This window comes from Burkholderia sp. SRS-25 (assembly GCF_004343765.1).
In the GTDB taxonomy this organism is placed as follows: domain Bacteria; phylum Pseudomonadota; class Gammaproteobacteria; order Burkholderiales; family Burkholderiaceae; genus Burkholderia; species Burkholderia contaminans.
Genome location: NZ_PTXM01000004.1, coordinates 230,496 through 252,446, shown reverse-complemented (window position 1 = coordinate 252,446; position 21,951 = coordinate 230,496). Strand labels below are relative to the sequence as shown.

Sequence of the window (21,951 nt, the reverse complement as noted above, 5' to 3'; positions counted from 1 at the left end):
GCGTCGCGCGGGCCGCGCTCGATGGCGCGCGGAACCTGTTGACGGCCGAGCGCCCAGCGCGTGTCGTGCATTCTTGCGAACATTCATCCAGCAGGGTTCCCGGACGCCGGGGCTCGGCGGCGTTCAGTTGCACGGACCGTGCCCGGATGAATCATAGGCGCAGCCTATTGAGGCTTCGCAACGAGTGGGGGGCATTCATGGCACGCCCCCGCGTCTCGCCCGGCGCGCGGTTGGCGGGCCGGGCTTTGGCGATGTGCGTTACGACGGTACGCCTTTCAGCGAGCCGATTTTCAGCGAGCCGTCGCGATGCGGCGCGGATGACGCCGGTTCCGGCGCCGCGGCATCGGCGGCCGGCGCCGGGCGATCGGCGAGCGCCTCGAGCAGGTCGGCGGACGGCACGAAGAACAGCGAACCGGTGACCGCGCGGCTGTAGTCGAGCAGGCGGTCGTAATTGCCGGGCGGGCGGCCGACGAACATGTTCTCGAGCATCTGCTCGATCGGCGCCGGCGAGCGTGCATAGCCGATGAAGTAGGTGCCGAATTCGCCCGCGCCCGGGCGCCCGAACGGCATGTTGTCGCGCAGGATCTTCACTTCCTGACCGCCCTCGTCGAGCGTGGTCAGCGAGCTGTGCGAACACGACGGCTTCACGTCCGGCGCAAGCTCGATGTCGGACAATTTGGTGCGGCCGATGATGCGCTCCTGCGTCTCGACCGCGAGCGCGTTCCAGCCGGCCATGTCGTGCAGGTACTTCTGCACGATCACGTAGCTGCCGCCCGTGAAGTCCGCGTCTTCGTCGCCGATCACCGTGAAGTCGACCGCCTCGCGGCCTTCCGGGTTCTCGGTGCCGTCGACGAAGCCGATCATCGCGCGCTGGTCGAAATTGCGGAAGCCGTGCACCTCGTCGACGACCGTGACGGCATCGCCGAGCGCGCCGAGCAGCTGCGTCGCGAGTTCGAAGCACAGGTCCATCGCTTCCGCGCGAATGTGCAGCAGGATGTCGCCCGGCGTCGCGACCGCGACGCGCTGCCCCGCGCCGAATTCACGGAACGGATGCAGCGCGGCGGGGCGCGGGTTGCCGAACAGCGCATCCCACGCGTCGGCGCCGAAGCCGCACACGCAGGTGAGGTTGCCGCCCGGCACGCGCTTGCCGACCGAGCGCACGAGCGCGGCGATGTCGCCGCACCATGAACGGATCGTGTCGGCGTGATCGGCGCCGGGATTGATCGTCGCCACGAGGAAGATCGCGCTGCGCGTGGTCGTGCTGTGAACGTTCTGGGAGAGCGGGGGAGGTGTCTGCATCGTGGGCTGCCGGTCAGTCATGTCGGGACGGAAGTGCCGTGGCGCGCGCAGGCGAACGGTTGAACTGTGTCATGCGACGGTTCTCTTTGTGTCATGCGGATGAAGGACGCTGCGCGAGCATCGCGCAACGGGCCGCAGCGGTGGCGGCCGCACGGGGCGTGTGGCCTGCCCGCACCGCGTAACCTCGTCGAGCAAGCAATCTAGCAGCTTCGGCCGGTCTTTGGAACACGAATTGCCAAACTGTCATGCGAATGCGTCAAACAGGGCCGGATTTTGGCCGGCGCCCGCGCAGCTGTACTCCTGGCGCATGCGGCGCTGTGCTCTTGAGCGTGCGTGCCGCGTGCAGTAGATTAGGTTCCGCTGCGCCCGCCACGAGGAGCGTCATCATGAACCTGCTGGAAGCGATGCGTGTGTATGTCGCGGTGGTCGAGCATGGCGGCCTGTCCGGTGCGGCGTCCGAGCTGCAACTCGACGAAGCGCAGGTGAGCGAACGGATCGACGGCCTCGAACGGTATCTCGGCTGCCGCCTGCTGCTGTGCCGCGACCGCGACGACGTCGCCTGCACCGATGCGGGCGACGCGTTCCACGTGTGCTGCCGGCGGACGCTGTCCGCGGTCGAGCAGGCGGTCGGTGCGGTCGGCCCGCATACACCCGATATGCCGGACAGGCCCGACCCGCACGATACCGTGCATGCCGCCGCGCGCGATGCGACCTTCCCGCCGCCGCCCGGCGCCGCTCATGCCTCAACACAGCGACTGTCACCTTGAATACGACCACCATTCCCTGCTCGCCCGCCGAGCGCATACGCCGCCGCTTCGGCCATTTCCTGCACGCGGCCGAACTGGCCGGGCTGATCGTGATCGGGCTCGCGACCGCGTTCGCGATGGCGCAGGAAGCGTGGAAGGTCGTGCTCGCGGGCGAGGTGTCGCTGACCGACTTGCTGCTGATGTTCCTGTATCTGGAAGTGCTCGCGATGGACGTGCGCTACCTGCGGCTCGGCCGCTTGCCGGTGCGGTTTCCGTTGTTCATTGCGATGACGTCGCTCGCACGCGACCTGATACTGCGCGGGGCAACCGACAGCCCCGAGCGGATGCTGATGACGACCGTCGGGATCGTGCTGCTCGCCGTCGGCGTGCTGATCCTGAGTTTCGGCCAGCACCGCTTCCCGGCCGACGTCGCCGATGTCGAGGACGATGCGCAGGCGCGCAGGTGAAATGCGAGCGGCAAGCCGCACGCATGGCCGATGTCCGTGCAAGGAGGGTGCCCGATGAGTACGTATTCCGTCGAAACGAAACGGGCGATCGAGCTGCAGCACGCGGCATCGGACGCCTACCGGCTGGCGCGCGACACGCGCGATGCCGATCCGGCGCTCGCACGCGCGCAGTCCGTCGCCGCGTTGCAGCGGGAGGCTGCATACGCCCATGCCGATGCGGTGCGTGCACGCGAGGCGGCCATCGGTATCTGAATCGAACCCCGGCGTGCCGCGTCCGGTGCGGCGCCGCCACTGACCATCCAACCGAGCGAGGTAGCGCATGACCAAGCAACTGATCGTCGCCGTGTTCGGCAACGTCGACACGGCCCGCCAGGCCGCGAACGATTTCGAGGCGCTGTCGGAGAAAGACGAAGGATTCCACGTCGAGAACGGCGTCGTCGTCGAGAAGGACGCGACCGGCAAGCTCGCGGTCCTGCACGCCGAATCGCGGCCGTTCAAGGGCGGCGTGATCGGCGCGATCGCGGGCGGCTTGCTCGGCCTGCTCGCTGGGCCGATCGGCGTGGTCACCGGCATGGCGGCCGGCGCGGGTGCCGGCATTCTCGCGGAAGCGGCCGGCAACGCGCTGCTCGACGGCACGTTCGTCGAGACGGTCGCGGCCCGGCTCGTGCCCGGTAGCGTCGCGATCATCCTCGAAGCGAAGGAAGATACGCCGTTCTCGGTCGACAACGTCGTGACGGGATTCGGCGGCAAGGTGTTTCGCCAGTCGCTCGATTGAGCTTGTTGTTGTCGAACCGCAAAGGGAGCACCGCATGCGCATCGATCAATCGTACCGGCGCTTCGACATCGCGGCGACGCTGTCGCCGCTGCCCGGCCACGGCAACCGCGCGATCGCGAGCGTCGACGTGACGACCGACGATCCGGCCCGCATCGCCGATCTCGGCACCGGGCAATTCCTGCAGATCCGCAAGTGGGTCGAGTCGAACGACATCGCGTTGCTGACGGTGGTGTTCGACGAGTGCAAGGTCGCGATCGATCACTACGCGGACAACGTCGACGACGCTTGAGTGCACGCGGGGCCCGCGCATGGCCGGACTTCGCGTGATTGCCGCCCGACTGCCGTCGGCAAACCGCGACGACGCGCGCCGGCACCGCGCCGGCGAATGCTCGCCACGCGATCGCGCGGGGCCGTTTGCCGTCGCGTTCGAATCTGTTCACCACGCCGGCCGGATTTCACGTTTCCTCGCCAAACTGTCACTTACATTCGTCGAAATGACGCAGTAGGATGCCGAACCTTGTCTAGATGAGATTCGCATTGCTATCCGCCTTCAATTTCGATAACGGACGAGGTTCGCACCGGGACGCCCGCGCCCGGGCACGGCTATCCGGCTTCGTGCACCGGCGCGGCCATGCCGCCCTTGCATCGCACGCCGGTTCACCGCTGGCGGGGCGAGGCGGATGAAGCTCTACGAGAAATTTGCAAACGACATAGAGAGACTCATCCGGCAGGGCGTATATCGACACGGCGATCGTGTCCCTTCGGTGCGGCAGGCGAGCCAGCAGCACCGGATCAGCATCACGACCGTGCTGCACGCGTATCTGCTGCTGGAAAGCCGCGGGCTGCTCGAAAGCCGCCCGCAGTCGGGCTACTTCGTGAACCTGCGGCGTGACGACGGCCATGCGCCGGTGCGCGAGCTGCGCCCGTCGAAGCCGATTGCGATCTCGTCGTCGGTGGACGTGAGCCGGCTCGTGCTGTCGACGCTGCGCTCGATCGGCACCGACGACGCGGTGCCGCTCGGCTCGCCGTATCCGGACCCGAGCCTGTTTCCGTTCGAGAAGCTGAACCGCTACGCGTATGCGGCCGGCCGCGACAAGTCGCTGTGGGGCGTGACGGACGGCTTGCCGCCCGGCCATCCGCGGCTGATCCGCCAGATCGCACGCCGCTATCTGGAAAACGGAATGTCGGTGGACCCGAACGAGATCATCGTGACGGTTGGCGCGACGGAGGCGATCAACCTGTGCCTGCAGGCGGTCGCGAAACCGGGCGACACGATTGCAGTTGAATCGCCGACGTTCTACGCGATGCTGCACGCGATCGAGCGGATGGGGATGAAAGCGATCGAGGTCGCGACGCATCCGGAATACGGGATCGACATCGCGGCGCTGGCTGCGATCGCGAAGTCGCAGCCGATCGCCGCGTGCATGGTGATGCCGAATTTCCAGAACCCGCTCGGCTTCCAGATGCCGGACGCGCGCAAGCGCGAGCTGGTCGAGTTCGCCGCGAAAGCCGACCTGCCGATCATCGAGAACGGTGTGTATAACGAACTGTACTTCGGCAACATGCATCCGAGCACGCTGAAGTCGTTCGACCGGCACGACATCGTGCTGCATTGCTCGTCGTTTTCGAAGAGCCTGACGGCCGCATACCGGATCGGCTGGGCGCTGCCGGGCCGCTATCGCGAGCAGGTCGAGAAGCTGAAATTCCTGAACACGCTCGCGACGCCGTCGTTGCCGCAGCTCGCGATCGCGGAGTTTCTCGAACGCGACGGCTACGAGCATCACCTGCGGCGGATTCGCAAGGCCTACGCGCAGCAGGCGAACCTGATGCGCACGATGGTGTCGCGGTTCTTTCCAGAAGGCACGCGTATCTCGAGCCCGGCGGGCGGCTACGTGCTGTGGATCGAGCTGCCTGCGCAGATCGACGCGATGCGGCTGTACCAGCTCGCGCTGGAGCAGGGGATCACGATCGGGCCCGGCTACATGTTTTCGATCACGGACAGCTACCGGAACTTCATCCGGCTGAACTACAGCAGTCCGTGGTCGCCGGAGATCGAACAGGCGGTGATCGCGGTCGGCAAGCTCGCCGCCTACTGCCTCGACTGAGTGAGCCGTCGCGAGTCGCGCGTCGTGCGCCGCGCACGCGGCGTCACGTCAGCCGGTACGACTGCGCACCCGTTCCCGCGAGCGTGCCGCCGTCGACGATCAGGTATTCGTTGCGGATCGGCTTGCCGTCGAACCAGCATTGCAGGATCTCCAGCGTGCCGGCCGCGTAGCGCGCCTGCGCGGACAGCGACGTGCCCGAGATGTGCGGGGTCATCCCGTTGAACGGCATCGTGCGCCACGGGTGATCGGCCGGCGCCGGCTGCGGAAACCACACGTCGCCGCCGTAGCCCGCGAGATGCCCGGACGTGACGGCATGCACGACCGCGTCGCGGTCGACCAGCTTGGCGCGCGCGGTGTTGATCAGGTACGCGCCGCGCTTCATGCGCGCGATCATCGCCGCGTCGAACAGGTGCTCGGTAGACGGGTACAGCGGAATCTGCAGGTTGACGATGTCGACGGCGCTCGCGAGCGACGCGGCATCGGCGTGATACGTGAGCCCGAGCGCCTGCTCGACCGACGCATCGAGCCGGTGGCGCTGCGTGTAGTGCAGATGCAGCCCGAACGGTTTCAGCCGGTGCAGCACCGCGAGCCCGATGCGCCCCGCGCCGACCGTGCCGAAGTGCATGCCTTCGACGTCGTAGCTGCGCGACACGCAATCGGCGATGTTCCAGCCGCCTTGCTGCGCGATCGCATGCGACGGCAAATAATTGCGCACCAGCGCGAGCGTCGTCATCACCACGTGCTCGGCCACGCTGATGCTGTTCGAGCCGGTGACTTCGGCGACGGTGATGTGCGCGCGTGCGGCGGCGTCGAGATCGACGTGATCGGAGCCGATGCCGGCGGTCAGCGCGAGCTTCAGCTTCGGCGCGCGGGCGATTCGTTCGGCCGTCAGGTACGCGGGCCAGAACGGCTGCGAGATCACCACGTCCGCTTCGGGCAGCCGGCGCTCGAATTCGGAGTCGGGGCCGTCCTTGTCGCTCGTGACGATGAGCGTGTGGCCGTGCGCTTCCATATAGGCGCGCAAGCCGAGCGCACCGGACACCGAGCCGACGAGTTCGCCGGGGCGAAAACCGGGCGGGCCGGTGGGCGTCGGCGCGGTTTGTCCGTCCGCGTAGTGCGAGATGACCGGAATCGCATCGCGCACGTAGCGCGGCGGATAGCCGTCCACGGGATCGGGGTAGAGCACGCACAGGACGGTGGCCATCGGGTAGCACTCCGGGTGACGGGGGAAGGCGCGCGGCATGCGGATTGCGCACGATGCGCGACGTGCGCGGCAGGCAGCGGGTGTGTTGCGCCGCAACGTTGATGACGTTCTACGCCCGTCATGGATCGGCGACAAGCTACAGTCCGTGTTTGCGTGCGGTGCGGGGGCGTCTGTACCTGTTCTTTTCAGGAGGGATGTCGATAATGGGATCGTTACCTGACTTTTCGGGAGCCACGTCATGACTGAAAGCGACGATTCGCCGTCACGCCCCGATCTCACGCAAGGCATCGCGCTCGACGATCTTGCCGACGGCGCAATGATCGAGGGCCATGTCGGCGATACGGCGGTGCTGCTCGTGCGCCGCGCCGATGAACTGTTTGCGGTGGGCGCGCAGTGCCCGCACTACGGCGCGCCGTTGGCCGACGGCCTGCTGGAGGGCGACACGATCCACTGCCCGTGGCATCACGCGGCGTTCTGCCTGCGCACCGGCAAGCTGCTGCGCGCGCCGGCGCTCGACGGGCTGCCGTGCTGGCGCGTCGAACGCCGCGACGGCCGCGCCGTCGTGCTCGATGCACGGCCGGCCGCCGTGCCGCCCGCGCTGAATGCGGCCGGACTGCCCGCATCGGTGGTGATCGTCGGCGGCGGTGCGGCGGCCATCGCGGCAGCGGTGACGCTGCGGCAGGAAGGCTATCCGCATCCCGTCACGCTGCTCACGGCCGATGCCGATCCGCCGTACGACCGGCCGAACCTGTCGAAAGACTATCTCGCCGGCACCGCGGATGCCGACTGGTTGCCGTTGCGTGCGCCGTCGTTCTATGCGGACCACCAAATCGACGTGCGGTGCGGCACGCGCGTCGTACGAATCGACCCCGCGCAGCAGGCGGTCGAACTGGCCGACGGCAGCCGCGTCGGATACGGCGCGCTGCTGCTTGCAACGGGCGCCGAGCCGAACCGGCTGACCGTGCCCGGTGCGGACCTGCCGCACGTGTGCGTGCTGCGGTCGCGCGCCGATTGCGACGCGCTGATCGGCAAGCTGAAAACCGCACGCCGCTGCGTCGTGGTCGGCGCGAGCTTCATCGGGCTCGAAGCGGCCGCCGCGCTGCGCACGCGCGGGCTCGACGTGCAGGTCGTCGCGCCCGATGCGCATCCGATGGCGCGCGTGCTCGGCGAAGCGCTCGGCAGCACGATCCAGGCACTGCACGAATCGCACGGCGTCGTGTTCCATCTCGGCGCGACACCAGTGCAGATCACGCCGGACAGCGTGACGCTGTCGACCGGCGACGTGCTGCCGGCCGATCTCGTGGTGGTCGGCATCGGCGTACATCCCAACGTGGCGCTCGCGCAGGACGCGGGGCTGGCCGTCGAGCGCGGCGTGACGGTCGACCGCTTCCTTCAGACGAGTGCGCGCGGCATCTACGCGGCCGGCGACATCGCGCGCTGGCCCGATCCGCTGACGGGTGAGCGGATTCGCGTCGAGCACTGGGTCGTCGCCGAGCGGCAGGGCATCGTCGCCGCGCGCAACATGCTCGGGCAGCAGCGGCCGTTCGACGCGGTGCCGTTCTTCTGGAGCCAGCATTACGACCTGACGGTCAACTATGTCGGGCATGCGGAGCAATTCGATCGTGTCGAGATCGATGGCGACCTCGGCGCGCACGATTGCTCGATCGCGTACTGGCGTGGCAACACACGGCTCGCGGTCGCGACGGTTGGCCGCGATCTCGACAGCCTGAAGGCGGAAGCGGCATTCGAGCGGCAGATTGCAGCCGCGTGACAGCGGTGTGACGACTTGATTCGAACCCGGAGGCGAGATGAATCCCGATGTACGTGCACGTTTCGAAACCGAGTTTGCGCCGCGCATCGCGGCGCGCGTGCTCGGCCTGTATCAGCCTGGCGAAGTGAGGGTGGACGTCGTGCCGCACGACGGGCAAGGTAGCCCGACCTGTGTCGACGTGATCGGGCTTACGTCGACGGTCGGATTGCCGAACCGGTTGAACGCGCGGCTCGCTTGGCGTGACGATGCGATCGATGCGTTGCTGGCCGAGCCCGACCGCAGCCGCTTCGACCGCTATCTCGCGGCGTTGCCGGTCACGATCGAACGCTGGCAGATGGAACTGCCGGTCGATTTCAGCACGCGCACCCAGCGCGATCGCGAGATCCTGATCGGCGACCTGGATTTCGATGCGTGAAACGCGTCGCGCGATGCGCGCCGATGAGCCGGTTGCCGCTACCGGTCGCGTGTCTTGATGATCACGCGGCCCTGGTCGATCCCGCCGCGCAATGCTTCGTCGCACGTGAGCCATTCGGGTGTGACGAGCTCGGGCGCGGGCAGGTCGACCGGCGCGCCGTCGCGGAAGATCCGCACCTGCGCGACCCACGCGCCGTTCGCGTTGCGCGTCGCGTCGACGCGAATCTCGTGATCCATGAAGGTATCGGTGGCTTGCATCGGTCGGAGCCCTCCGTCGTGCGTGAACGCGGTGCGTCGATCGTAGCAGCATGGCGTGCGCCGTGCATCCGAAACGAAGCGGAACGTGCGCGCGATTCGACGCACGTGTCGACACGCGAGACGGGAGCGAACCTGTGGCCTTAGACCTGACTTTCTCCATCAAGGTGTTCGCGGCGCTGTTCGCGATCATGAACCCGATCGCGAACATTCCCGTGTGCCTGTCGCTGACGGAAGGCGCGGCGGACGGCGTGCGCCGCAAGGTCGCGCTGACGGCCGCGATCGGCGTGACGGTCGGCTGCATCGTGTCGGCGGTAGCAGGCGGCGCGATCCTGTACGTGTTCGGCCTGACGATCGACGATTTCCGCCTCGCGGGCGGGCTGCTGGTGCTGCTGATCGCGCTGTCGATGCTGCACGGCGCGCCGAGCCGCCAGCATTCTCCCGGCGATGACGAAGGCGCCGATCCGGCCGCGGCCGACAGCGTCGCGATCTATCCGCTGACGATCCCGCTGCTCGTCGGCCCCGGCACGATCGCGACGATGATCGTGCTCGGGCACAGCGCGTTGTCGACCGGGCAGGAATTCGCGTTCGCGCTCGGGCTCGCCGCGTTTCTCGTATTGCTCGCCGTTACGTTATTGTCGGCACCGCTGATCGGCCATTACCTGTCGCCGCGCGTGACGGCGGTGACACAACGGCTCATGGGGATGATTCTCGCGGCGATCGCGATGCAGATGATCGTCGCGAGCCTGAAGGCCGCGTTCGGGTTGCCGCATTGAACGCGGCGCATCCCGAACCGGCCGCCTGATGACATGGAGTGGCTGATGAACACGCTGATCGTATTGTCCTATCCCGACCTCGCGGCCGCCCATCGCGCGCTCGCCGAACTCGATACGTTGCGCGACCGGCACGTCGTCGCGCTGTCGGGGGTGGCGATCGTCGAGTGCGCAACCGACGGACAGTTGCGCGCGCATGCAGTCGACCCGGGCCGCACGCCGCCCGGATCGCTGCTCGACAGCGTGGTCGAGCATATCGAATCGTCGCTCGATGCATGGCGCGAGAAGCCGGTGGACGATGCGCTGATCGACCGCGTCGCGCGCAAGGCGCGCCCCGGCACCGTGTCGCTCGGGCTGGCCGCGACGCAATTCGATATCTACGCGTTGAGCACCGCGCTCGCACCGTTCGGCGGAGACGTGATCGACACGACGCTGTCGATCGACGACGAACTGAAACTCGTCGAAGCGATTTCGACAGTGCGCGACGGCGGCGGTCAGGCCTCGACCGACTGACGGATCGACGAAGCGGATGGAATGCGCGATGCGCGGCAAGTCACGCGGCAGGGTCTGAATCGAACGCAAGCGATCGCGCGGTCACTGTCGTCATCCGAGGATTTCGACATGCGAAAAACCAGACCGGAAAGTTTGACCGCATTGCGCGTCAAAGCGTGCAAATGACGTGATCTACGCGACTTCACGCCACATGATCCCCTTTAAACGATGACGTTCTTACCGATTGCCGCGCATTGAATCTTGCAATGCAGATGACGTGCGCGGATAGATTTATTCGATGATCGGCGAATGCGCGACATGCCTCTCCTATACTGACAGGGACTGCTTTTCACGGGAGGACAGCCCATCCGCACGAGTGCATCGATCAAGCCATATCGTCGTGCGACCGACGGCCGGACCTCGCTATAATCCGCCGCGGTCCCGGCAGGCAAGCGCGCCGGGCCGCCTCACAAGGAGCCACGATGCCCTACGTCCTGATCGTCGAAGACGACGCCGATACGCGGACGATGCTCGCGGCGCTCGCGCGCACGCAGCAGCTGGCCTGCGACACGGCCGCGACGCTGGAAGAAGCGCGCACGCTCGTCACGACGCATACCCCCGATCTCATACTGTGCGATCTCGTGCTGCCGGACGGCAACGGGATGGATTTGTTCGATGCGTTGCCCAAGCATTCGCACTGCGAAATGGTGATGACCACCGGACACGCGAGCCTGGAGACCGCGATCGACGCACTGCGGCGCGGCGCGACCGACTACCTGGTGAAGCCGCTGAACATGCAGCGGTTGAACAGCATCTTCGCGCGCGTGCCGCGCACCACCGCGCTGCATGAAGAGATTGCCGAGCTGCGCTCGGAGCTGAAGCGCCTCGGGCGCTTCGGCCGCATGCTCGGCAGCTCGGTCGCGATGCAGACCGTCTACGACGCGATCGGCCGGGTCGCCCGCACCGAGGCGTCGGTATTGCTGACGGGCGAATCGGGCACCGGCAAGGAACTGGCCGCGCAGACCGTGCACGACCTGAGCCTGCGCCGGCGCGGCCCGTTCCTCGCGGTGAACTGCGGCGCGATCGCCGCGAACCTCGTCGAGAGCGAGATGTTCGGCCACGACCGCGGCAGCTTCACGGGCGCGGAGCGCCAGCACAAGGGCTTCTTCGAACGCGCGGACGGCGGCACGCTGTTTCTCGACGAAATCACCGAGATGCCGCTCGAGTCGCAGGTCAAGCTGCTGCGCGTGCTCGAGACGGGGCGCCTCACGCGGCTCGGCTCGACGCGCGAGCTCGACGTCGACGTGCGCATCGTCGCGGCGACCAACCGCGATCCGGAAGCCGCGATGGCCGACGGCAAGCTGCGGCCCGACCTGTTCCACCGGATCAACGTGTTCCCGATCCCGCTGCCGTCGCTGCGCGAGCGCGGCGACGACATCCCGATGCTGGCCGATGCATTCCTGCAGCAGTTCAACGCCGAAAGCGGCCGGAACCTGCGCTTCGCGCCGGCCGCGCGCGACGCGCTGAAGACTTATGCATGGCCCGGTAACGTGCGCGAGCTGCGCAACTTCGTGCAGCGCGCGAGCATCTTCTGCGACGCGGACGTGATCGATACGCTGCCGCCGCCGATCATGGACGAACTGTCGAGCCTGGCCGATTCGCACGAGGATCGTGTGACCGTGCCGTTCGGCACGTCGCTCGAGGAAGCCGACCGGCGGCTGATCCTCGGCACGATCGCGCAATGCGGCGGCGTGAAGGCGCAGGCGGCCGAGGTGCTCGACGTCAGCCTGAAGACGATCTACAACCGGCTCGCCCAGCTCGAAGACGAGGCGGGCAAGCCGGAATCCTGATGCCACCGCGACCGACTCGCCGGCAGGAGCATGATCGATGATCGATATTTCGCGCACACGCGCCGGCAACTACGTCACGGCCGTGATGCTGGTTGCGATCGCAACCGTCCTGCAGGCGCTCGCGATCCGCTTCGGCGGCGTGAACCTGCCGCTCGTCCTCTACTATCCGCTGCTCGCGGGCGCCGCGTGGGCGACGTCGTTCCTGTTCGGGATGGCCGCGACCGTCGTCAGCGGCCTGCTCGTGTGGACGCTGTTTCTCTCGGATCCCGCCGCCTATACGCAGCCGCTGCCTGACCGGCTCGTGCGGCTCGGCACCTTCGTGCTGATCTGCGCGCTCGTCTGCGCGATCGCGTCGATGCTGCGCCACGCGCGCTTCACGAACGACGGTGCGCTACGGCGTGAAGCCGCCGCGCGCCGGCGGCTCGAAGCCGTGCTGCAGGCGCTGCCGCATGGCGTGATCGCCACCGATACGAACGGGCGGCTCACCTGCATCAACGCCGCTGCGGCCGCACTCGTCGGCTGCCGGCCGGACGATGCGATAGGCCGCGCCGCGCGCGACGTGCTGCGGATCGTCGATCGCGACGGCCGGCGCGTTCAATCGACACCGCTCGAGCTCGCGCTCGGCGGCGAGGGCGTCGCGTCGGATCGCCACTGGCTGCAGGTAGAGGGTGGCGCGCCGGTGCCGATCGTCGAGGTGGCCGCGCCGCTCGGCGATGCGGACGGCAACGTCGACGGCGCCGTGCTGCTGCTGCGCGATGCCGGTGCCGACCGTACGCGGGCCGATGCGTCGCGGTTGCAGCGCGCCGTCGTCGACGCGTCGCCCGACGCGATCGTCGGCATCGATATCGACGGCCGCATCGTCAGCTGGAACCCCGCCGCGCAGCGCATGTTCGGCTACGACGAAAGCCATGCGCATGGGCGCATGTTCGAATCGCTGGTGGCGATGCGCTGGCTGAAACGCAAGCCGCTCGTCGAGTCGTTCGACGACATGCACGCAGCGGTCGGCCCGATCGACCTGCTGTGCGTGCGGCGCGATGGCCGGCGTTTTCGTGCGACCGTGTCGGCGGGCCCCATACGCGGCGACGTGCGTGTTTCCGTCGCGCTGTCGCTGACGCTGCGCGAAGCCGGCGCGCAGCGCCGCCGCGACCTGCGCGCGCAACGGTCGCTGCAGGGCGCTCGCGACGCGCGTGACCAGGCCGATACGTCGAACCGCCTGAAGGACGAACTGCTCGCGACGGTGTCGCACGAGCTGCGCACGCCGCTGAACGTGATCTACGGCTGGGTCGAGGTGCTGCGCAATTCGGGCGACAGCGCGCTGCAGCAGCAGGCGATCGACGCGATCGACCGCAGCGCGCGCTCGCTCACGCGGATGGTCGGCGACATCCTCGACGCGTCGTCGCTCGCCACCGGCAAGCTGCAGCTCGACGCGATGCCGGTGGACGTCGTGCGGCTGTTCTCCGATTCGGTCGGCGCGTTCCAGACGGCTGCGTCGTCGGCCGGCATCGTGCTCGAATTCGACTGTGCGGTGTCGACCTGCGTGGTGTCGGGCGATGCCGAGCGCTTGCGGCAGATGCTGTCGAACCTCGTGTCGAACGCGCTGAAGTTCACGCCGACGGGCGGCAGCGTGACGGTCGGGCTCGCACGCAACGACGCGCGGGTGGTGCTGACCGTGAGCGACACGGGGCAGGGCATCGTGCCGGCGTTCCTGCCGTACGTGTTCGACATGTTCCGCCGCGCGGAGGATTCGCCGGCGTCGTCGCGGCGCGGGCTCGGCCTCGGCCTGTCGATCGTGCGGCATATCGCCCAGCTGCACGGCGGCAGCGTGACGGTCGAAAGCGCTGGCCGCAATCGCGGCGCGACGTTTACGGTGACGCTGCCAGCCGGCTGGCAGCCGGTCGGCGCGATGGCGTGGGGGGGTGCGCACATGGACGGCCATCGCTCCCCGCTGACGCTCGATACGCATCGCATCCTGATCGTCGACGACGATCCGACGACGCGCGAGAGCCTCACCGCGGCGCTGACGACGTTCGGCGCGGCCGTCGCGATCGCGTCGTCGGGGCGCGAAGCGCTCGCGGTGGCCGCCGACCTGCGGCCCACCGTCGTGCTGTCCGATCTCGCGATGCCCGATGGCGACGGCTTCTGGCTGCTCGACGCGTTGCGGCGCGCCGGCATGAACGTCGGCGGCGGGCCGGCAGGCGTGCGGGTGCTCGCCGTGACCGCGCATGCGGGCCTGGCCGACGAACGTCGTGCGCTCGAGGCCGGGTTCGACGGCTATCTGTGCAAGCCGGTCGACGTGCGCGAACTGGCGGACAAGATCGTGCGCGTGACGAAACAGGACGGCTGACGCGGCGGCCATTCTTCGTTTCGCTGTCGCGAAGGCCTGTTTCGGCGAGGCGGGGCCGAGCTTGAACGAAGGCCGGCAGGCGGCATCGCGCACGGCAATCGACTCGCCATCACGTGTGCTTCGTCTGCGACACGCTTTCGAGCGTGTTCGCGACGTCGTCGCGCGCCGCGCCGGCCGAGCGCGTCGCGATGTCCGCGAGCGACAGCATGCTCACCCGCCGCTTGTCGTGGTTGACGACCGGCAGGCGCCGCCACTGCGCATCGGCCATGTCATGCTGGATTTCGTCCGGCGAATCGTCCTCAAACCTCATTCGATCGGCCCGACGCGACTTCATGAATCCGCGTCTCCGGCGGCTTGCGACCGAGATCGCGCGCACCGCGGGTCGCGGTCCGTCACCATCCCGACCAGCCGGTTGTAGTCGCACACGGGGAGCGCGCCGATGTCGTAGCGCTCCACGGCTGCGCGCGAACCTTTCCGCAACGGCCATGCCCGGGTTCGCACGCGGCACGCGACTTGCCGCACCGACGCGCAAGACCACGAAGATGACGACGACCACGCGCGGCGCGACCCGTGCCGGCCGCGCGCACATCACACGGAGGCACGATGACGATTCCAAAACGGCGAGAGGGCGTGCGCTATGAACTGAACGTTTGTGGCGGCGGGTTCGATTCGGTGAAGAACCGCTTCAAGGAATGGAAGCGCGAACCGCTGATCTACCGGCCCGAGCGCAGGATGTTCGAAGGCAAGGCCGACGTACGGCCGCTCGGAGATGAGACGTTCGGCTCGACCGAGCCGGCGCGATTTGCGCTGCAGCGCGCATGCGAGCCCGCCGACACATATGCGCTCGCGGCGCGCGTGCGTGACGACGGCCGCGAGCTGTGGCTCGTGATGGCCGCTTACGACGCATAACGGCGGGCAGGCAGGCACCGCAGCGAACAACGTCCGAACGCCGGCGCACCGCGGAAAGCGCGCTTGGCGCGTGAACGGACGGCACGGGGATTGCGGATTGACTGACACCTGCCCAACCGATTCCGCGGCTGCCGCGGATGTCAGGAGGTGTTCGATGAAACCGACCCGCACGATACGCACGGGTGCATGCCTGGTCGCCGCCGCGTGCGCGCTGGCCGCGTGCACGCAACCTGCTCCCTACGGCGCGCGAGGCGCGCCGCCCGCGCCGCCAGGCGCCAACCCGCCGTCGCCTGGCGTGACGATGCCCGATGCCAATACGCGTTACGAGACGCGCCCGTCGCCGGGCAACACGATGCCGCCCGGCGCGGTTGGCGGCGACCCGGCCGACGTGCCGCCGCCCGGCCCGAACGGCACGCCGGGCGACCCGCCGCTGCCGGGCACGCCGCCGCCGGTGCAGTACTGATTCATTCCACGGCCTGCGCGTGGCGGTGCGCGAAACGCGTGCCCAAAACTTGCCGACAGCTTGTAAAAAAGCGGCTCCGCCAGTCTGCAACGCGGGGTACGAACCCGCGTGACGCGCGGCGCGCAGCGATCGGCCTGCTTGGCATGGAAACTGCATGAATCCTGACCGAATACGAAGCGAACCCCCGAAACGTCAGGAGGACCATCGATGTCCGTCTCGCTTGCGCTGCAGATGCGACAGCATCTGGCACTTACGCCGAGGCTTCAGCAGTCGCTGCGGTTGCTGCAGTTGTCCTCGCTCGAATTTCAACAGGAGTTGCGGCAGGCGCTCGATCAGAATCCGTTCCTCGAGGATGGCCAGGGAGACGAGGAGGCTGCAGCCGACGCACCCGTGCAGCCGGCCGAAACCACCGCGCCCGAAGCGGCATCCGAGCCCGACGATGCTCGCCCGCAGGACGGCGAAGTCCCCGAAGTGCCCGAGTTGTCCGAAGTGTCGTTGACGGCCGCGCCCGCGCCGCGCGGCACGAGCCGCCAGGGCGACGATGCGGGTGGCCAGTCGCCCGGCGAATGGCTGGCCGCGGAGCCGTCGCTGAATCAGCAGTTGCACGATGCATTGCGGCTCTATCCGTTGAACCGGCGTGACCGCGAAGCCGCGCGCATCGTGATCGACGCGCTCGACGACGACGGCTACCTGCGCCAGGAACTGGCCGAACTGCTGGTGGCGGCCGATCCCGCACTGCTGCTGTCGGAGCAGGATCTCGCGATCGCGCTGCGGCTCGTTCAGATGCTCGACCGCCCGGGCCTGGCCGCGCGCTCGCTGTCCGAGTGTCTCGTGCTGCAACTCGACGCGATTCCGGCCGGCACGCCGGCGCTCGCGGAAGCGAAGGCCATCGCGCGCGAGCATCTCGAGCGTCTTGCACGCCGCGAGACGGCCGAGATCCAGCGGCGGATCGGCTGCAATGCACCGACGCTGCAGGCGGCCTGTGCGCTGGTGCGCGGGCTCGACCCGCGCCCCGGCAATCATTACGGCAGTACGCGCGGCGACTACGTGGTGCCCGACGTGATCGTGCGCCAGGTGCGCGACGAGTGGATCGTGACGATCAACCCGGCCGTGCTGCCGCGCGCGCGGCTGCATGAACGCTATGCGACGCTGTTCGCGCAGTCGAGCGGCGAACGCGATTCGCCGCTCGGCCAGCAACTGCAGGAAGCGCGCTGGCTGATCCGCAACGTGCAGAAGCGCTTCGAGACGATCCAGCGCGTCGGCGAATGCATCGTCGCGCGGCAGCGCGATTTCTTCCGCTACGGCGAGATCGCGATGAAGCCGCTCGTGCTGCGCGACATCGCCGAGGAACTCGACCTGCACGAATCGACCGTGTCGCGCGCAACGGGCAACAAGTACATGGCCACGCCGCACGGCACGTTCGAGTTCAAGCACTTCTTCCCGCGCAAGCTCGAGGCGGCCGGCAAGGGCGTGTGCTCGGCGGCGGCCGCGAAGGTGCTGATCCGCGACATGATCGCGGCCGAGCGGCACACCGATCCGCTGTCCGACGTCACGCTCGCGCAGAACCTCGCGGGCCGCGGCATCCTGCTTGCGCGTCGCACGGTGACGAAGTATCGCCAGGCGATGAAGATTCCGCCGGCCGACCTGCGGCGCCGCGACGCCGCATGATGGCCGCCCGGAAGAGCGCATCGCGTGCGCGTGCCGACCGTCGCGTCGATGCGTGCGCGCACGACAGGCGCGCAACCATGCCGGCAAAGGCACCGGCTCGACGGCGCACGGCGGGCGCCGCGCTGCCGGCCGGACGAGGCAAGACGAACATGCAGGACCTCATGCCGCCGGCGAAGGCGACGGCCGGGTCGATGAGTGCAAGCAAGCGCGTAAAAACGGCATCGATGCCGAAGCGCGGCAAACCGGAGCACAAGCACGATGCGTGACCGGCGACGACGTGTATTGACCACTGCTGCCATCCAGGAGGTATCCATGCTGCGATACGCCGTCATCTTCTTCATCATCGCGATCGTCGCGGCCGTGTTCGGCTTCGGCGGGATCGCGGCCGGCGCGGCCGAGATCGCGAAGATCCTGTTCTACATCTTCGTCGTGATCTTCCTCGTCACGCTGCTGCTGGGCGTCGTGCGACGATGAGCGGTGCACCCGTCCGGTCGCAGCGCATCGCGGAGCTCGAGCACGCGCTCGCGAACGGTTTTCCGTCGGAATCGACCGTCGTCGTGCACGTGGACGACGCGTCCGGGCGGCTGACGATCCAGGTCTCATGGGTGCGTGTGCCGTCCGACGAGGATGCGCGCGAATGGCGTTGCACGGTCGACCTGCGGTTCGAGCCGGACGTGATCACGCGCTATGCGTCGCTCGGCGCGGCCGACCGGCTGCGCGTGCGCACGGTTCTGTGCGACCACGCGCGGCGCGCGGTGGACGAGCGCAAGCCGCGCGTCGAGGAGGCGGCGATCGAATGCAACGTCGCGCTCGACGTGACGCGCGCCGAACTCGACGCGGCGCTGCGCGCGCCCTGACGCCGCTGCCGCTCGCGGGGGGCGACGCGACGATCGGCGCGGCCGCTGCATCCCGAACGCGGCGAGCGCAGGTCGATGCTTCCCTCACACCCCGGCGCTCCCACCCGAATGGCAGTCATGCACGCCTCAGCGCCGCTGCTGCAGCCGGTGATACCAGTTCATCAGCGGCGTCGCCGTGATCCCGTGCGCGATCACCGATGCCGACACGACGGCCAGCACGGGAGCCGCCAGCGGGCGCACCGTGTCGGCGGGCCCGTGTTCGAGCGCGAACAGCAGGTAGTAGAACGAGCCGATTCCCCGGATGCCGAACCATGCCATCAGCCGCCGCTGCGCATGCGTCGCGCGCGACCCGGTGAGCGTGGCCAGCACCGCGAGCGGGCGCACGGCGACGAACAGCACGACGGCCAGCGCGGTCGCGCCCCACGTGAGCAGCGGGCCGGGCAGGGTCGCGAGCAGGCTGCCGATCATCGTCATCACGATGGCTTCCGCGATCCGTTCGAGTTCGATCGTGAAGCCAAGCACCGATTCGGCCATGAAGGCATGTGCTTTCTCCGGATGCTTCTCGGTCGCGACGACGTCTTCCGAGTCGATCTGCCCGATCGCTTCGCGCGGCTTGCGGTCGCCGCTCGCGCGATGCTCGACCCGGCGCATCGCGACCCCGGCCGCGAACGTCGCGATGAAGCCGAACGTATGCGCGAGCTGTGCGGCGCCGAACGACAGCACGATCAGCGCGAGCGCGAAGAAGCCTTCGAGGCCGAGCGCCTGGGCGTGACGCGTGCGCAGCCACCCGATCGTCATCGTCGTCATCCAGCCGAGCCCGCCGCCGATCGCGGCCGCGCCGGCGATGCCCCACAGCGTGACGAGCGCGAACGTGCCGGACAGGGGCGGCAGCCCGTCCGTCGCGTCGCGCACGCCGCACAGCGCGAGCCCCGCCAGCGCGAACGGCAGCGCGATGCCGTCGTTCATGCCGCCTTCGCCGGACAACGCGAAGCGCACGAGATCGCGGTCGCCCGGATCGTGCACCTGTACGTCGTGCGCGAGCACGGGGTCGGTCGGCGCGAGGATCGCCGCGAGCAGCAACGCGGGGCCCCAGCCGAGCCCGAGTGCCAGCACGGCGCAGGCGGCGAGCAGCGGCACCGTGACGATCATCGCGAGCAGCCCGAGGCGGCACGGCACGAGCCACAGCCGGTCGGTAAGCGGCACGCGCAGCCGCAGCCCGATCGCGAACAGCGAGACGAGCAGCGCGATCTCGACGATTTCACGCAGCAGCCGTGCGTCGCGTTCGAGATCGAGGTTCAGCAGGCCCGCACCGGCCGGGCCGAGCGCGATGCCCACCGCGAGATAGATCATCGCGGTGCTGACGGGCAGGTGGCGCAGCGCGGACGTCGCGACGCCCATGCCCAGCAGCACCGTGCCGACGATCAGGTACCAGAGGGTTTCGTGCATGTGAGCCGTAACAGGACGATGACGTGGCCGCGTGCCGTCACGGCTTGCGGCCGAACGCCTCGCGCAGCTTCCGCTTCGCGCGTTCGAGCGTTGCGCGGCGCGTTTTCGGCAGGTTGCGGCCCGCGCGGTTCACGTAGAAGTTCAGCATCGACATCGCCGACTGGAACGGCGACGTCTTGCGGCGGCGGCTGTGTTCGGCCGAATGCTTGAGCGACGCGGCGATCGCGGCCGGGTCATCGGACTTGAAGATGTCGGGTTCGATGTCGAGCGCATCGCTTTTTTGCGTGACGTCGGCGGACCAGCGCTTGCGGTGGTGCGGGTCGGTGCCGCGGGCGCGGCCCGGGCGTCGCGTCAGACGTTTGCCATGCGCGTGGGTAGCGGTAGCGGAAGGCATTACGTGGGCTCCATTGGGGGACAGGGGTGTAGTGACGAGTGTTGGCGGCGCAAGCCCCGTGCCGCGCGGCGTGCGTCATCCGTACGACGAACCCGTGCGGGCCGCGGCACGGGTGTTGCTGGAAAAGACCGGCAGGACATGCGATCCCGCCATCCCGCAGGAGGACATCATGCAATCGCATTCCCGGATCTGGCTGGAAAACGACGAGATCGACCACGATGCCGATGGCGACACGATCGACGCGGACGATCTCGATACGACGGTCCAAGTCGACGTCGCAACGGGCAGGATCACGTTTCAGGCGGCGTGGGCGGAGGCGGCCGATCCGCCGCCCGAGACCGCGCGGCATTCGGTCGAGCTCGTGCTCGACTGCGACACGATGGAGCGCTATGCAGATCTCGACGAAAGCACGCGGATGCGCGTGCACGCGATCCTGCACGCCACGGTGGAGGATCTGGTCGACCGCCTGCCGGACGAACACGTGACGCTGACGATCGAGCTGACCGATGCAATGCTCGATGCCGCGAGCCGTCTGCAGTAGCCGCGACGATCGGCCTTTCGATACGCGATTTGCGCGAGCGCACAGGCTTGCAGGCACGCCGCTTGCGACGCGACACGCATGGCGCGACGCGTGCCACCACGCTGATGGAGGGTCTCATGAGCAGCAGGTCGGGTCATTGCAGGGCAGCCATTCTCACGGTCGGGGACGCACCGGCCGATCGCCTTTCGGCGCGGGGCGCCTGAGACCATGGCCACTCATTCCGCACGCCGCGTGACGCTGGTCGACGAGCCGCCGGTGTTCGACGGGGCGGCGCTGCAGTTGCGTTTCGTCGTCGATGTCGATGGCGAACTGCAAACCGGCGCAATCACGGTCGAAGCGCTGGAAGATCATTTCGGCGCACGTTCCGCGCTGGAGGCCGACTTGCGCGACGCGTTCGAACAGGGCCGCGCGCGCATCGAAGCCGCATGCGCCGACGTGCTGGGCGACAGCACCGGGGGCGGCAACGGTAACGGCGGCGTGGTGCTGCACAGCGGCTATTTCCGTGCGCCGGCCGGCCGTGCGCGAGCTGGCCTGTTCCGGTCCCGGCGATCCTGACCCGGCTGGTGTTCCCGGCGTGGCGTGCGCCGGTTTGCCTTCCGCCGGTTTTCCTCCCGCATTACACGCCATTGAAAACTTTGCACCGCGCCCAGGCCGGCCGTGTGGTGCCACATCGCGCCGCGCGCACGCGGCATGGATGACGGAGGCGCCACGCAAACCGGCATGGTCCGTGCATGCATAGCTCGTCGCCGGCGCGCATCTCGCGCAGCCGCCAACGGGGAACGAGCATGCTGACCGCACATGAATTTGCCACGCTGCTCCTGGTGCATCGCGCACCGGAGCAGATCCAGATCGACCGAGAAGATGTCTTCGCGCTGGTCGAACAGCACCTGATCGTGATGCAGCACGACGACGCGTCCGGCGAGCGTCGGCCTGCGTTGACTGCCGACGGACTGTCGGTCGTGCAATGCGTGCAGCGCAACGACGCGAGCGAGCCCGACCTCACCGACGCGTGACGGGCGGATGCGGGTTGCCCGTGTAGCGGCTAGCTGCGGGTTGCCGGCGGGCGGATTGTCGTGAGGCGTGCTCCTGTTGGTTGGCCCAGCCAGTGCACAAAACCGATTAGGGAAGCTCGTTTCGGGCGTAAATCGATTTTGAATGCACAAAAACGGTTATACGCA

Annotated in this window: 27 protein-coding genes and 1 pseudogene; 22 read left to right on the top strand and 6 right to left on the bottom strand. The window is 68.2% G+C overall.

Features of this window, described 5'->3' with window-relative positions; translation table 11 throughout:
• Positions 1–258 precede the first annotated feature (258 nt).
• On the bottom strand, positions 259–1,320 hold the full coding sequence (locus tag C5O79_RS05815) for a Dyp-type peroxidase (protein ID WP_046546782.1): 1,062 nt from the start codon (positions 1,318–1,320) through the stop codon (positions 259–261).
• A 365-nt stretch (positions 1,321–1,685) separates the two neighbouring features.
• On the opposite strand from C5O79_RS05815, the gene C5O79_RS05810 reads away from it, so the two are divergent.
• The 7 genes from C5O79_RS05810 to C5O79_RS05780 all read left to right on the top strand — a co-directional run bounded on the left by C5O79_RS05810 (position 1,686) and on the right by C5O79_RS05780 (position 5,392).
• Positions 1,686–2,066: a LysR family transcriptional regulator gene (locus tag C5O79_RS05810; RefSeq protein WP_047852728.1), complete on the top strand. Its 381-nt coding sequence runs from the start codon at positions 1,686–1,688 to the stop codon at positions 2,064–2,066.
• Complete coding sequence (locus C5O79_RS05805; RefSeq protein WP_039342451.1) at positions 2,063–2,512, top strand: phosphate-starvation-inducible PsiE family protein; 450 nt, start codon at positions 2,063–2,065, stop codon at positions 2,510–2,512. Before C5O79_RS05810 ends, C5O79_RS05805 begins: the two co-directional genes overlap by 4 nt.
• 54 nt (positions 2,513–2,566) lie before the next feature.
• Positions 2,567–2,764: a hypothetical protein gene (locus C5O79_RS05800; RefSeq protein ID WP_131931236.1), complete on the top strand. Its 198-nt coding sequence runs from the start codon at positions 2,567–2,569 to the stop codon at positions 2,762–2,764.
• Positions 2,765–2,831: 67 nt separating this feature from the next.
• Positions 2,832–3,287 (top strand): DUF1269 domain-containing protein, encoded by a 456-nt coding sequence (locus C5O79_RS05795; protein ID WP_046546785.1) that lies wholly within the window; start codon positions 2,832–2,834, stop codon positions 3,285–3,287.
• A gap of 34 nt (positions 3,288–3,321) precedes the next feature.
• Complete coding sequence (locus C5O79_RS05790) at positions 3,322–3,576, top strand: hypothetical protein (protein ID WP_047852725.1); 255 nt, start codon at positions 3,322–3,324, stop codon at positions 3,574–3,576.
• A 19-nt stretch (positions 3,577–3,595) separates the two neighbouring features.
• Positions 3,596–3,793 (top strand): hypothetical protein, encoded by a 198-nt coding sequence (locus tag C5O79_RS05785; RefSeq protein ID WP_046546787.1) that lies wholly within the window; start codon positions 3,596–3,598, stop codon positions 3,791–3,793.
• Between the two features lie 174 nt (positions 3,794–3,967).
• Positions 3,968–5,392, top strand: a complete 1,425-nt coding sequence (locus C5O79_RS05780) for a PLP-dependent aminotransferase family protein (protein ID WP_046546788.1) — start codon at positions 3,968–3,970, stop codon at positions 5,390–5,392.
• Positions 5,393–5,435: 43 nt separating this feature from the next.
• Here the strand turns inward: C5O79_RS05780 and C5O79_RS05775 are convergent, their stop codons facing one another.
• On the bottom strand, positions 5,436–6,596 hold the full coding sequence (locus tag C5O79_RS05775; RefSeq protein WP_046546789.1) for an NAD-dependent formate dehydrogenase: 1,161 nt from the start codon (positions 6,594–6,596) through the stop codon (positions 5,436–5,438).
• A 238-nt stretch (positions 6,597–6,834) separates the two neighbouring features.
• On the opposite strand from C5O79_RS05775, the gene C5O79_RS05770 reads away from it, so the two are divergent.
• Both C5O79_RS05770 and C5O79_RS05765 read left to right on the top strand, forming a co-directional pair.
• Positions 6,835–8,367 carry an FAD-dependent oxidoreductase gene (locus C5O79_RS05770; RefSeq protein WP_131931234.1) on the top strand — a complete coding sequence of 511 codons (1,533 nt, stop codon included), beginning with the start codon at positions 6,835–6,837 and terminating at the stop codon, positions 8,365–8,367.
• Positions 8,368–8,404: 37 nt separating this feature from the next.
• Positions 8,405–8,782 carry a DUF5594 family protein gene (locus C5O79_RS05765; protein ID WP_089449437.1) on the top strand — a complete coding sequence of 126 codons (378 nt, stop codon included), beginning with the start codon at positions 8,405–8,407 and terminating at the stop codon, positions 8,780–8,782.
• 38 nt (positions 8,783–8,820) lie between these two features.
• Here C5O79_RS05765 and C5O79_RS05760 read toward each other — a convergent pair whose 3' ends face one another.
• Positions 8,821–9,039, bottom strand: a complete 219-nt coding sequence (locus tag C5O79_RS05760) for a DUF6566 family protein (protein WP_011349700.1) — start codon at positions 9,037–9,039, stop codon at positions 8,821–8,823.
• A 134-nt stretch (positions 9,040–9,173) separates the two neighbouring features.
• On the opposite strand from C5O79_RS05760, the gene C5O79_RS05755 reads away from it, so the two are divergent.
• From C5O79_RS05755 to C5O79_RS05740, 4 genes are all read left to right on the top strand, one after another.
• Complete coding sequence (locus C5O79_RS05755; RefSeq protein WP_131931232.1) at positions 9,174–9,812, top strand: MarC family protein; 639 nt, start codon at positions 9,174–9,176, stop codon at positions 9,810–9,812.
• Positions 9,813–9,857: 45 nt separating this feature from the next.
• Positions 9,858–10,322 carry a DUF1269 domain-containing protein gene (locus tag C5O79_RS05750; RefSeq protein ID WP_046547333.1) on the top strand — a complete coding sequence of 155 codons (465 nt, stop codon included), beginning with the start codon at positions 9,858–9,860 and terminating at the stop codon, positions 10,320–10,322.
• A gap of 461 nt (positions 10,323–10,783) precedes the next feature.
• Positions 10,784–12,151, top strand: coding sequence for a sigma-54 dependent transcriptional regulator (locus C5O79_RS05745; RefSeq protein ID WP_124618187.1), 1,368 nt, complete (start codon positions 10,784–10,786; stop codon positions 12,149–12,151).
• 37 nt (positions 12,152–12,188) lie between these two features.
• Positions 12,189–14,495: an ATP-binding protein gene (locus C5O79_RS05740; RefSeq protein ID WP_122477687.1), complete on the top strand. Its 2,307-nt coding sequence runs from the start codon at positions 12,189–12,191 to the stop codon at positions 14,493–14,495.
• A 109-nt stretch (positions 14,496–14,604) separates the two neighbouring features.
• On the opposite strand, the pseudogene C5O79_RS05735 reads toward C5O79_RS05740, so the two are convergent.
• Positions 14,605–14,957 (bottom strand): annotated as a pseudogene (locus C5O79_RS05735) (CBS domain-containing protein); the annotation flags it as partial.
• 141 nt (positions 14,958–15,098) lie between these two features.
• Between C5O79_RS05735 and C5O79_RS05730 the strand changes: the two are divergent.
• The 6 genes from C5O79_RS05730 (at position 15,099) to C5O79_RS05705 (ending at position 18,392) form a co-directional block, all read left to right on the top strand.
• Complete coding sequence (locus tag C5O79_RS05730; RefSeq protein WP_047853610.1) at positions 15,099–15,404, top strand: hypothetical protein; 306 nt, start codon at positions 15,099–15,101, stop codon at positions 15,402–15,404.
• Between the two features lie 154 nt (positions 15,405–15,558).
• Positions 15,559–15,867 carry a hypothetical protein gene (locus C5O79_RS05725; protein WP_047853609.1) on the top strand — a complete coding sequence of 103 codons (309 nt, stop codon included), beginning with the start codon at positions 15,559–15,561 and terminating at the stop codon, positions 15,865–15,867.
• A 207-nt stretch (positions 15,868–16,074) separates the two neighbouring features.
• Positions 16,075–17,535 carry an RNA polymerase factor sigma-54 gene (locus C5O79_RS05720; RefSeq protein ID WP_046546796.1) on the top strand — a complete coding sequence of 487 codons (1,461 nt, stop codon included), beginning with the start codon at positions 16,075–16,077 and terminating at the stop codon, positions 17,533–17,535.
• Complete coding sequence (locus tag C5O79_RS05715; protein WP_346428590.1) at positions 17,532–17,801, top strand: DUF3008 family protein; 270 nt, start codon at positions 17,532–17,534, stop codon at positions 17,799–17,801. The genes C5O79_RS05720 and C5O79_RS05715 overlap by 4 nt, the downstream gene beginning before the upstream one ends.
• A 46-nt stretch (positions 17,802–17,847) precedes the next feature.
• Complete coding sequence (locus C5O79_RS05710) at positions 17,848–18,009, top strand: DUF1328 domain-containing protein (protein ID WP_011349711.1); 162 nt, start codon at positions 17,848–17,850, stop codon at positions 18,007–18,009.
• Complete coding sequence (locus C5O79_RS05705) at positions 18,006–18,392, top strand: DUF3022 domain-containing protein (RefSeq protein ID WP_046546797.1); 387 nt, start codon at positions 18,006–18,008, stop codon at positions 18,390–18,392. Before C5O79_RS05710 ends, C5O79_RS05705 begins: the two co-directional genes overlap by 4 nt.
• Positions 18,393–18,518: 126 nt before the next feature.
• Here C5O79_RS05705 and C5O79_RS05700 read toward each other — a convergent pair whose 3' ends face one another.
• Both C5O79_RS05700 and C5O79_RS05695 read right to left on the bottom strand, forming a co-directional pair.
• Complete coding sequence (locus C5O79_RS05700) at positions 18,519–19,838, bottom strand: cation:proton antiporter (RefSeq protein ID WP_122477691.1); 1,320 nt, start codon at positions 19,836–19,838, stop codon at positions 18,519–18,521.
• A gap of 37 nt (positions 19,839–19,875) precedes the next feature.
• Entirely contained in the window at positions 19,876–20,232 is a 357-nt protein-coding gene (locus C5O79_RS05695) for a DUF3175 domain-containing protein (protein ID WP_122477693.1), read from the bottom strand.
• A 169-nt stretch (positions 20,233–20,401) separates the two neighbouring features.
• On the opposite strand from C5O79_RS05695, the gene C5O79_RS05690 reads away from it, so the two are divergent.
• From C5O79_RS05690 to C5O79_RS05680, 3 genes are all read left to right on the top strand, one after another.
• A complete protein-coding gene (locus C5O79_RS05690; protein ID WP_122478957.1) occupies positions 20,402–20,773 on the top strand; it encodes a DUF3022 domain-containing protein in 372 nt (123 codons plus the stop codon).
• A gap of 207 nt (positions 20,774–20,980) precedes the next feature.
• Positions 20,981–21,328, top strand: a complete 348-nt coding sequence (locus tag C5O79_RS05685; protein ID WP_047853606.1) for a DUF1488 domain-containing protein — start codon at positions 20,981–20,983, stop codon at positions 21,326–21,328.
• A 230-nt stretch (positions 21,329–21,558) separates the two neighbouring features.
• Complete coding sequence (locus C5O79_RS05680; protein ID WP_122477696.1) at positions 21,559–21,786, top strand: hypothetical protein; 228 nt, start codon at positions 21,559–21,561, stop codon at positions 21,784–21,786.
• Positions 21,787–21,951: the final 165 nt, after the last annotated feature.

Excerpts from the sequence above, each read along its gene's own strand:
- C5O79_RS05815 (WP_046546782.1), bottom strand. The coding sequence starts at position 1,320 with ATGACTGACCGGCAGCCCACGATGCAGACACCTCCCCCGCTCTCCCAG.
- C5O79_RS05810 (WP_047852728.1), top strand. The coding sequence starts at position 1,686 with ATGAACCTGCTGGAAGCGATGCGTGTGTATGTCGCGGTGGTCGAGCAT.
- C5O79_RS05800 (WP_131931236.1), top strand. The coding sequence starts at position 2,567 with ATGAGTACGTATTCCGTCGAAACGAAACGGGCGATCGAGCTGCAGCAC.
- C5O79_RS05795 (WP_046546785.1), top strand. The coding sequence starts at position 2,832 with ATGACCAAGCAACTGATCGTCGCCGTGTTCGGCAACGTCGACACGGCC.
- C5O79_RS05790 (WP_047852725.1), top strand. The coding sequence starts at position 3,322 with ATGCGCATCGATCAATCGTACCGGCGCTTCGACATCGCGGCGACGCTG.
- C5O79_RS05785 (WP_046546787.1), top strand. The coding sequence starts at position 3,596 with ATGGCCGGACTTCGCGTGATTGCCGCCCGACTGCCGTCGGCAAACCGC.
- C5O79_RS05780 (WP_046546788.1), top strand. The coding sequence starts at position 3,968 with ATGAAGCTCTACGAGAAATTTGCAAACGACATAGAGAGACTCATCCGG.
- C5O79_RS05775 (WP_046546789.1), bottom strand. The coding sequence starts at position 6,596 with ATGGCCACCGTCCTGTGCGTGCTCTACCCCGATCCCGTGGACGGCTAT.
- C5O79_RS05770 (WP_131931234.1), top strand. The coding sequence starts at position 6,835 with ATGACTGAAAGCGACGATTCGCCGTCACGCCCCGATCTCACGCAAGGC.
- C5O79_RS05765 (WP_089449437.1), top strand. The coding sequence starts at position 8,405 with ATGAATCCCGATGTACGTGCACGTTTCGAAACCGAGTTTGCGCCGCGC.
- C5O79_RS05760 (WP_011349700.1), bottom strand. The coding sequence starts at position 9,039 with ATGCAAGCCACCGATACCTTCATGGATCACGAGATTCGCGTCGACGCG.
- C5O79_RS05750 (WP_046547333.1), top strand. The coding sequence starts at position 9,858 with ATGAACACGCTGATCGTATTGTCCTATCCCGACCTCGCGGCCGCCCAT.
- C5O79_RS05745 (WP_124618187.1), top strand. The coding sequence starts at position 10,784 with ATGCCCTACGTCCTGATCGTCGAAGACGACGCCGATACGCGGACGATG.
- C5O79_RS05740 (WP_122477687.1), top strand. The coding sequence starts at position 12,189 with ATGATCGATATTTCGCGCACACGCGCCGGCAACTACGTCACGGCCGTG.
- C5O79_RS05730 (WP_047853610.1), top strand. The coding sequence starts at position 15,099 with ATGACGATTCCAAAACGGCGAGAGGGCGTGCGCTATGAACTGAACGTT.
- C5O79_RS05725 (WP_047853609.1), top strand. The coding sequence starts at position 15,559 with ATGAAACCGACCCGCACGATACGCACGGGTGCATGCCTGGTCGCCGCC.
- C5O79_RS05720 (WP_046546796.1), top strand. The coding sequence starts at position 16,075 with ATGTCCGTCTCGCTTGCGCTGCAGATGCGACAGCATCTGGCACTTACG.
- C5O79_RS05715 (WP_346428590.1), top strand. The coding sequence starts at position 17,532 with ATGATGGCCGCCCGGAAGAGCGCATCGCGTGCGCGTGCCGACCGTCGC.
- C5O79_RS05710 (WP_011349711.1), top strand. The coding sequence starts at position 17,848 with ATGCTGCGATACGCCGTCATCTTCTTCATCATCGCGATCGTCGCGGCC.
- C5O79_RS05705 (WP_046546797.1), top strand. The coding sequence starts at position 18,006 with ATGAGCGGTGCACCCGTCCGGTCGCAGCGCATCGCGGAGCTCGAGCAC.
- C5O79_RS05700 (WP_122477691.1), bottom strand. The coding sequence starts at position 19,838 with ATGCACGAAACCCTCTGGTACCTGATCGTCGGCACGGTGCTGCTGGGC.
- C5O79_RS05695 (WP_122477693.1), bottom strand. The coding sequence starts at position 20,232 with ATGCCTTCCGCTACCGCTACCCACGCGCATGGCAAACGTCTGACGCGA.
- C5O79_RS05690 (WP_122478957.1), top strand. The coding sequence starts at position 20,402 with ATGCAATCGCATTCCCGGATCTGGCTGGAAAACGACGAGATCGACCAC.
- C5O79_RS05685 (WP_047853606.1), top strand. The coding sequence starts at position 20,981 with ATGGCCACTCATTCCGCACGCCGCGTGACGCTGGTCGACGAGCCGCCG.
- C5O79_RS05680 (WP_122477696.1), top strand. The coding sequence starts at position 21,559 with ATGCTGACCGCACATGAATTTGCCACGCTGCTCCTGGTGCATCGCGCA.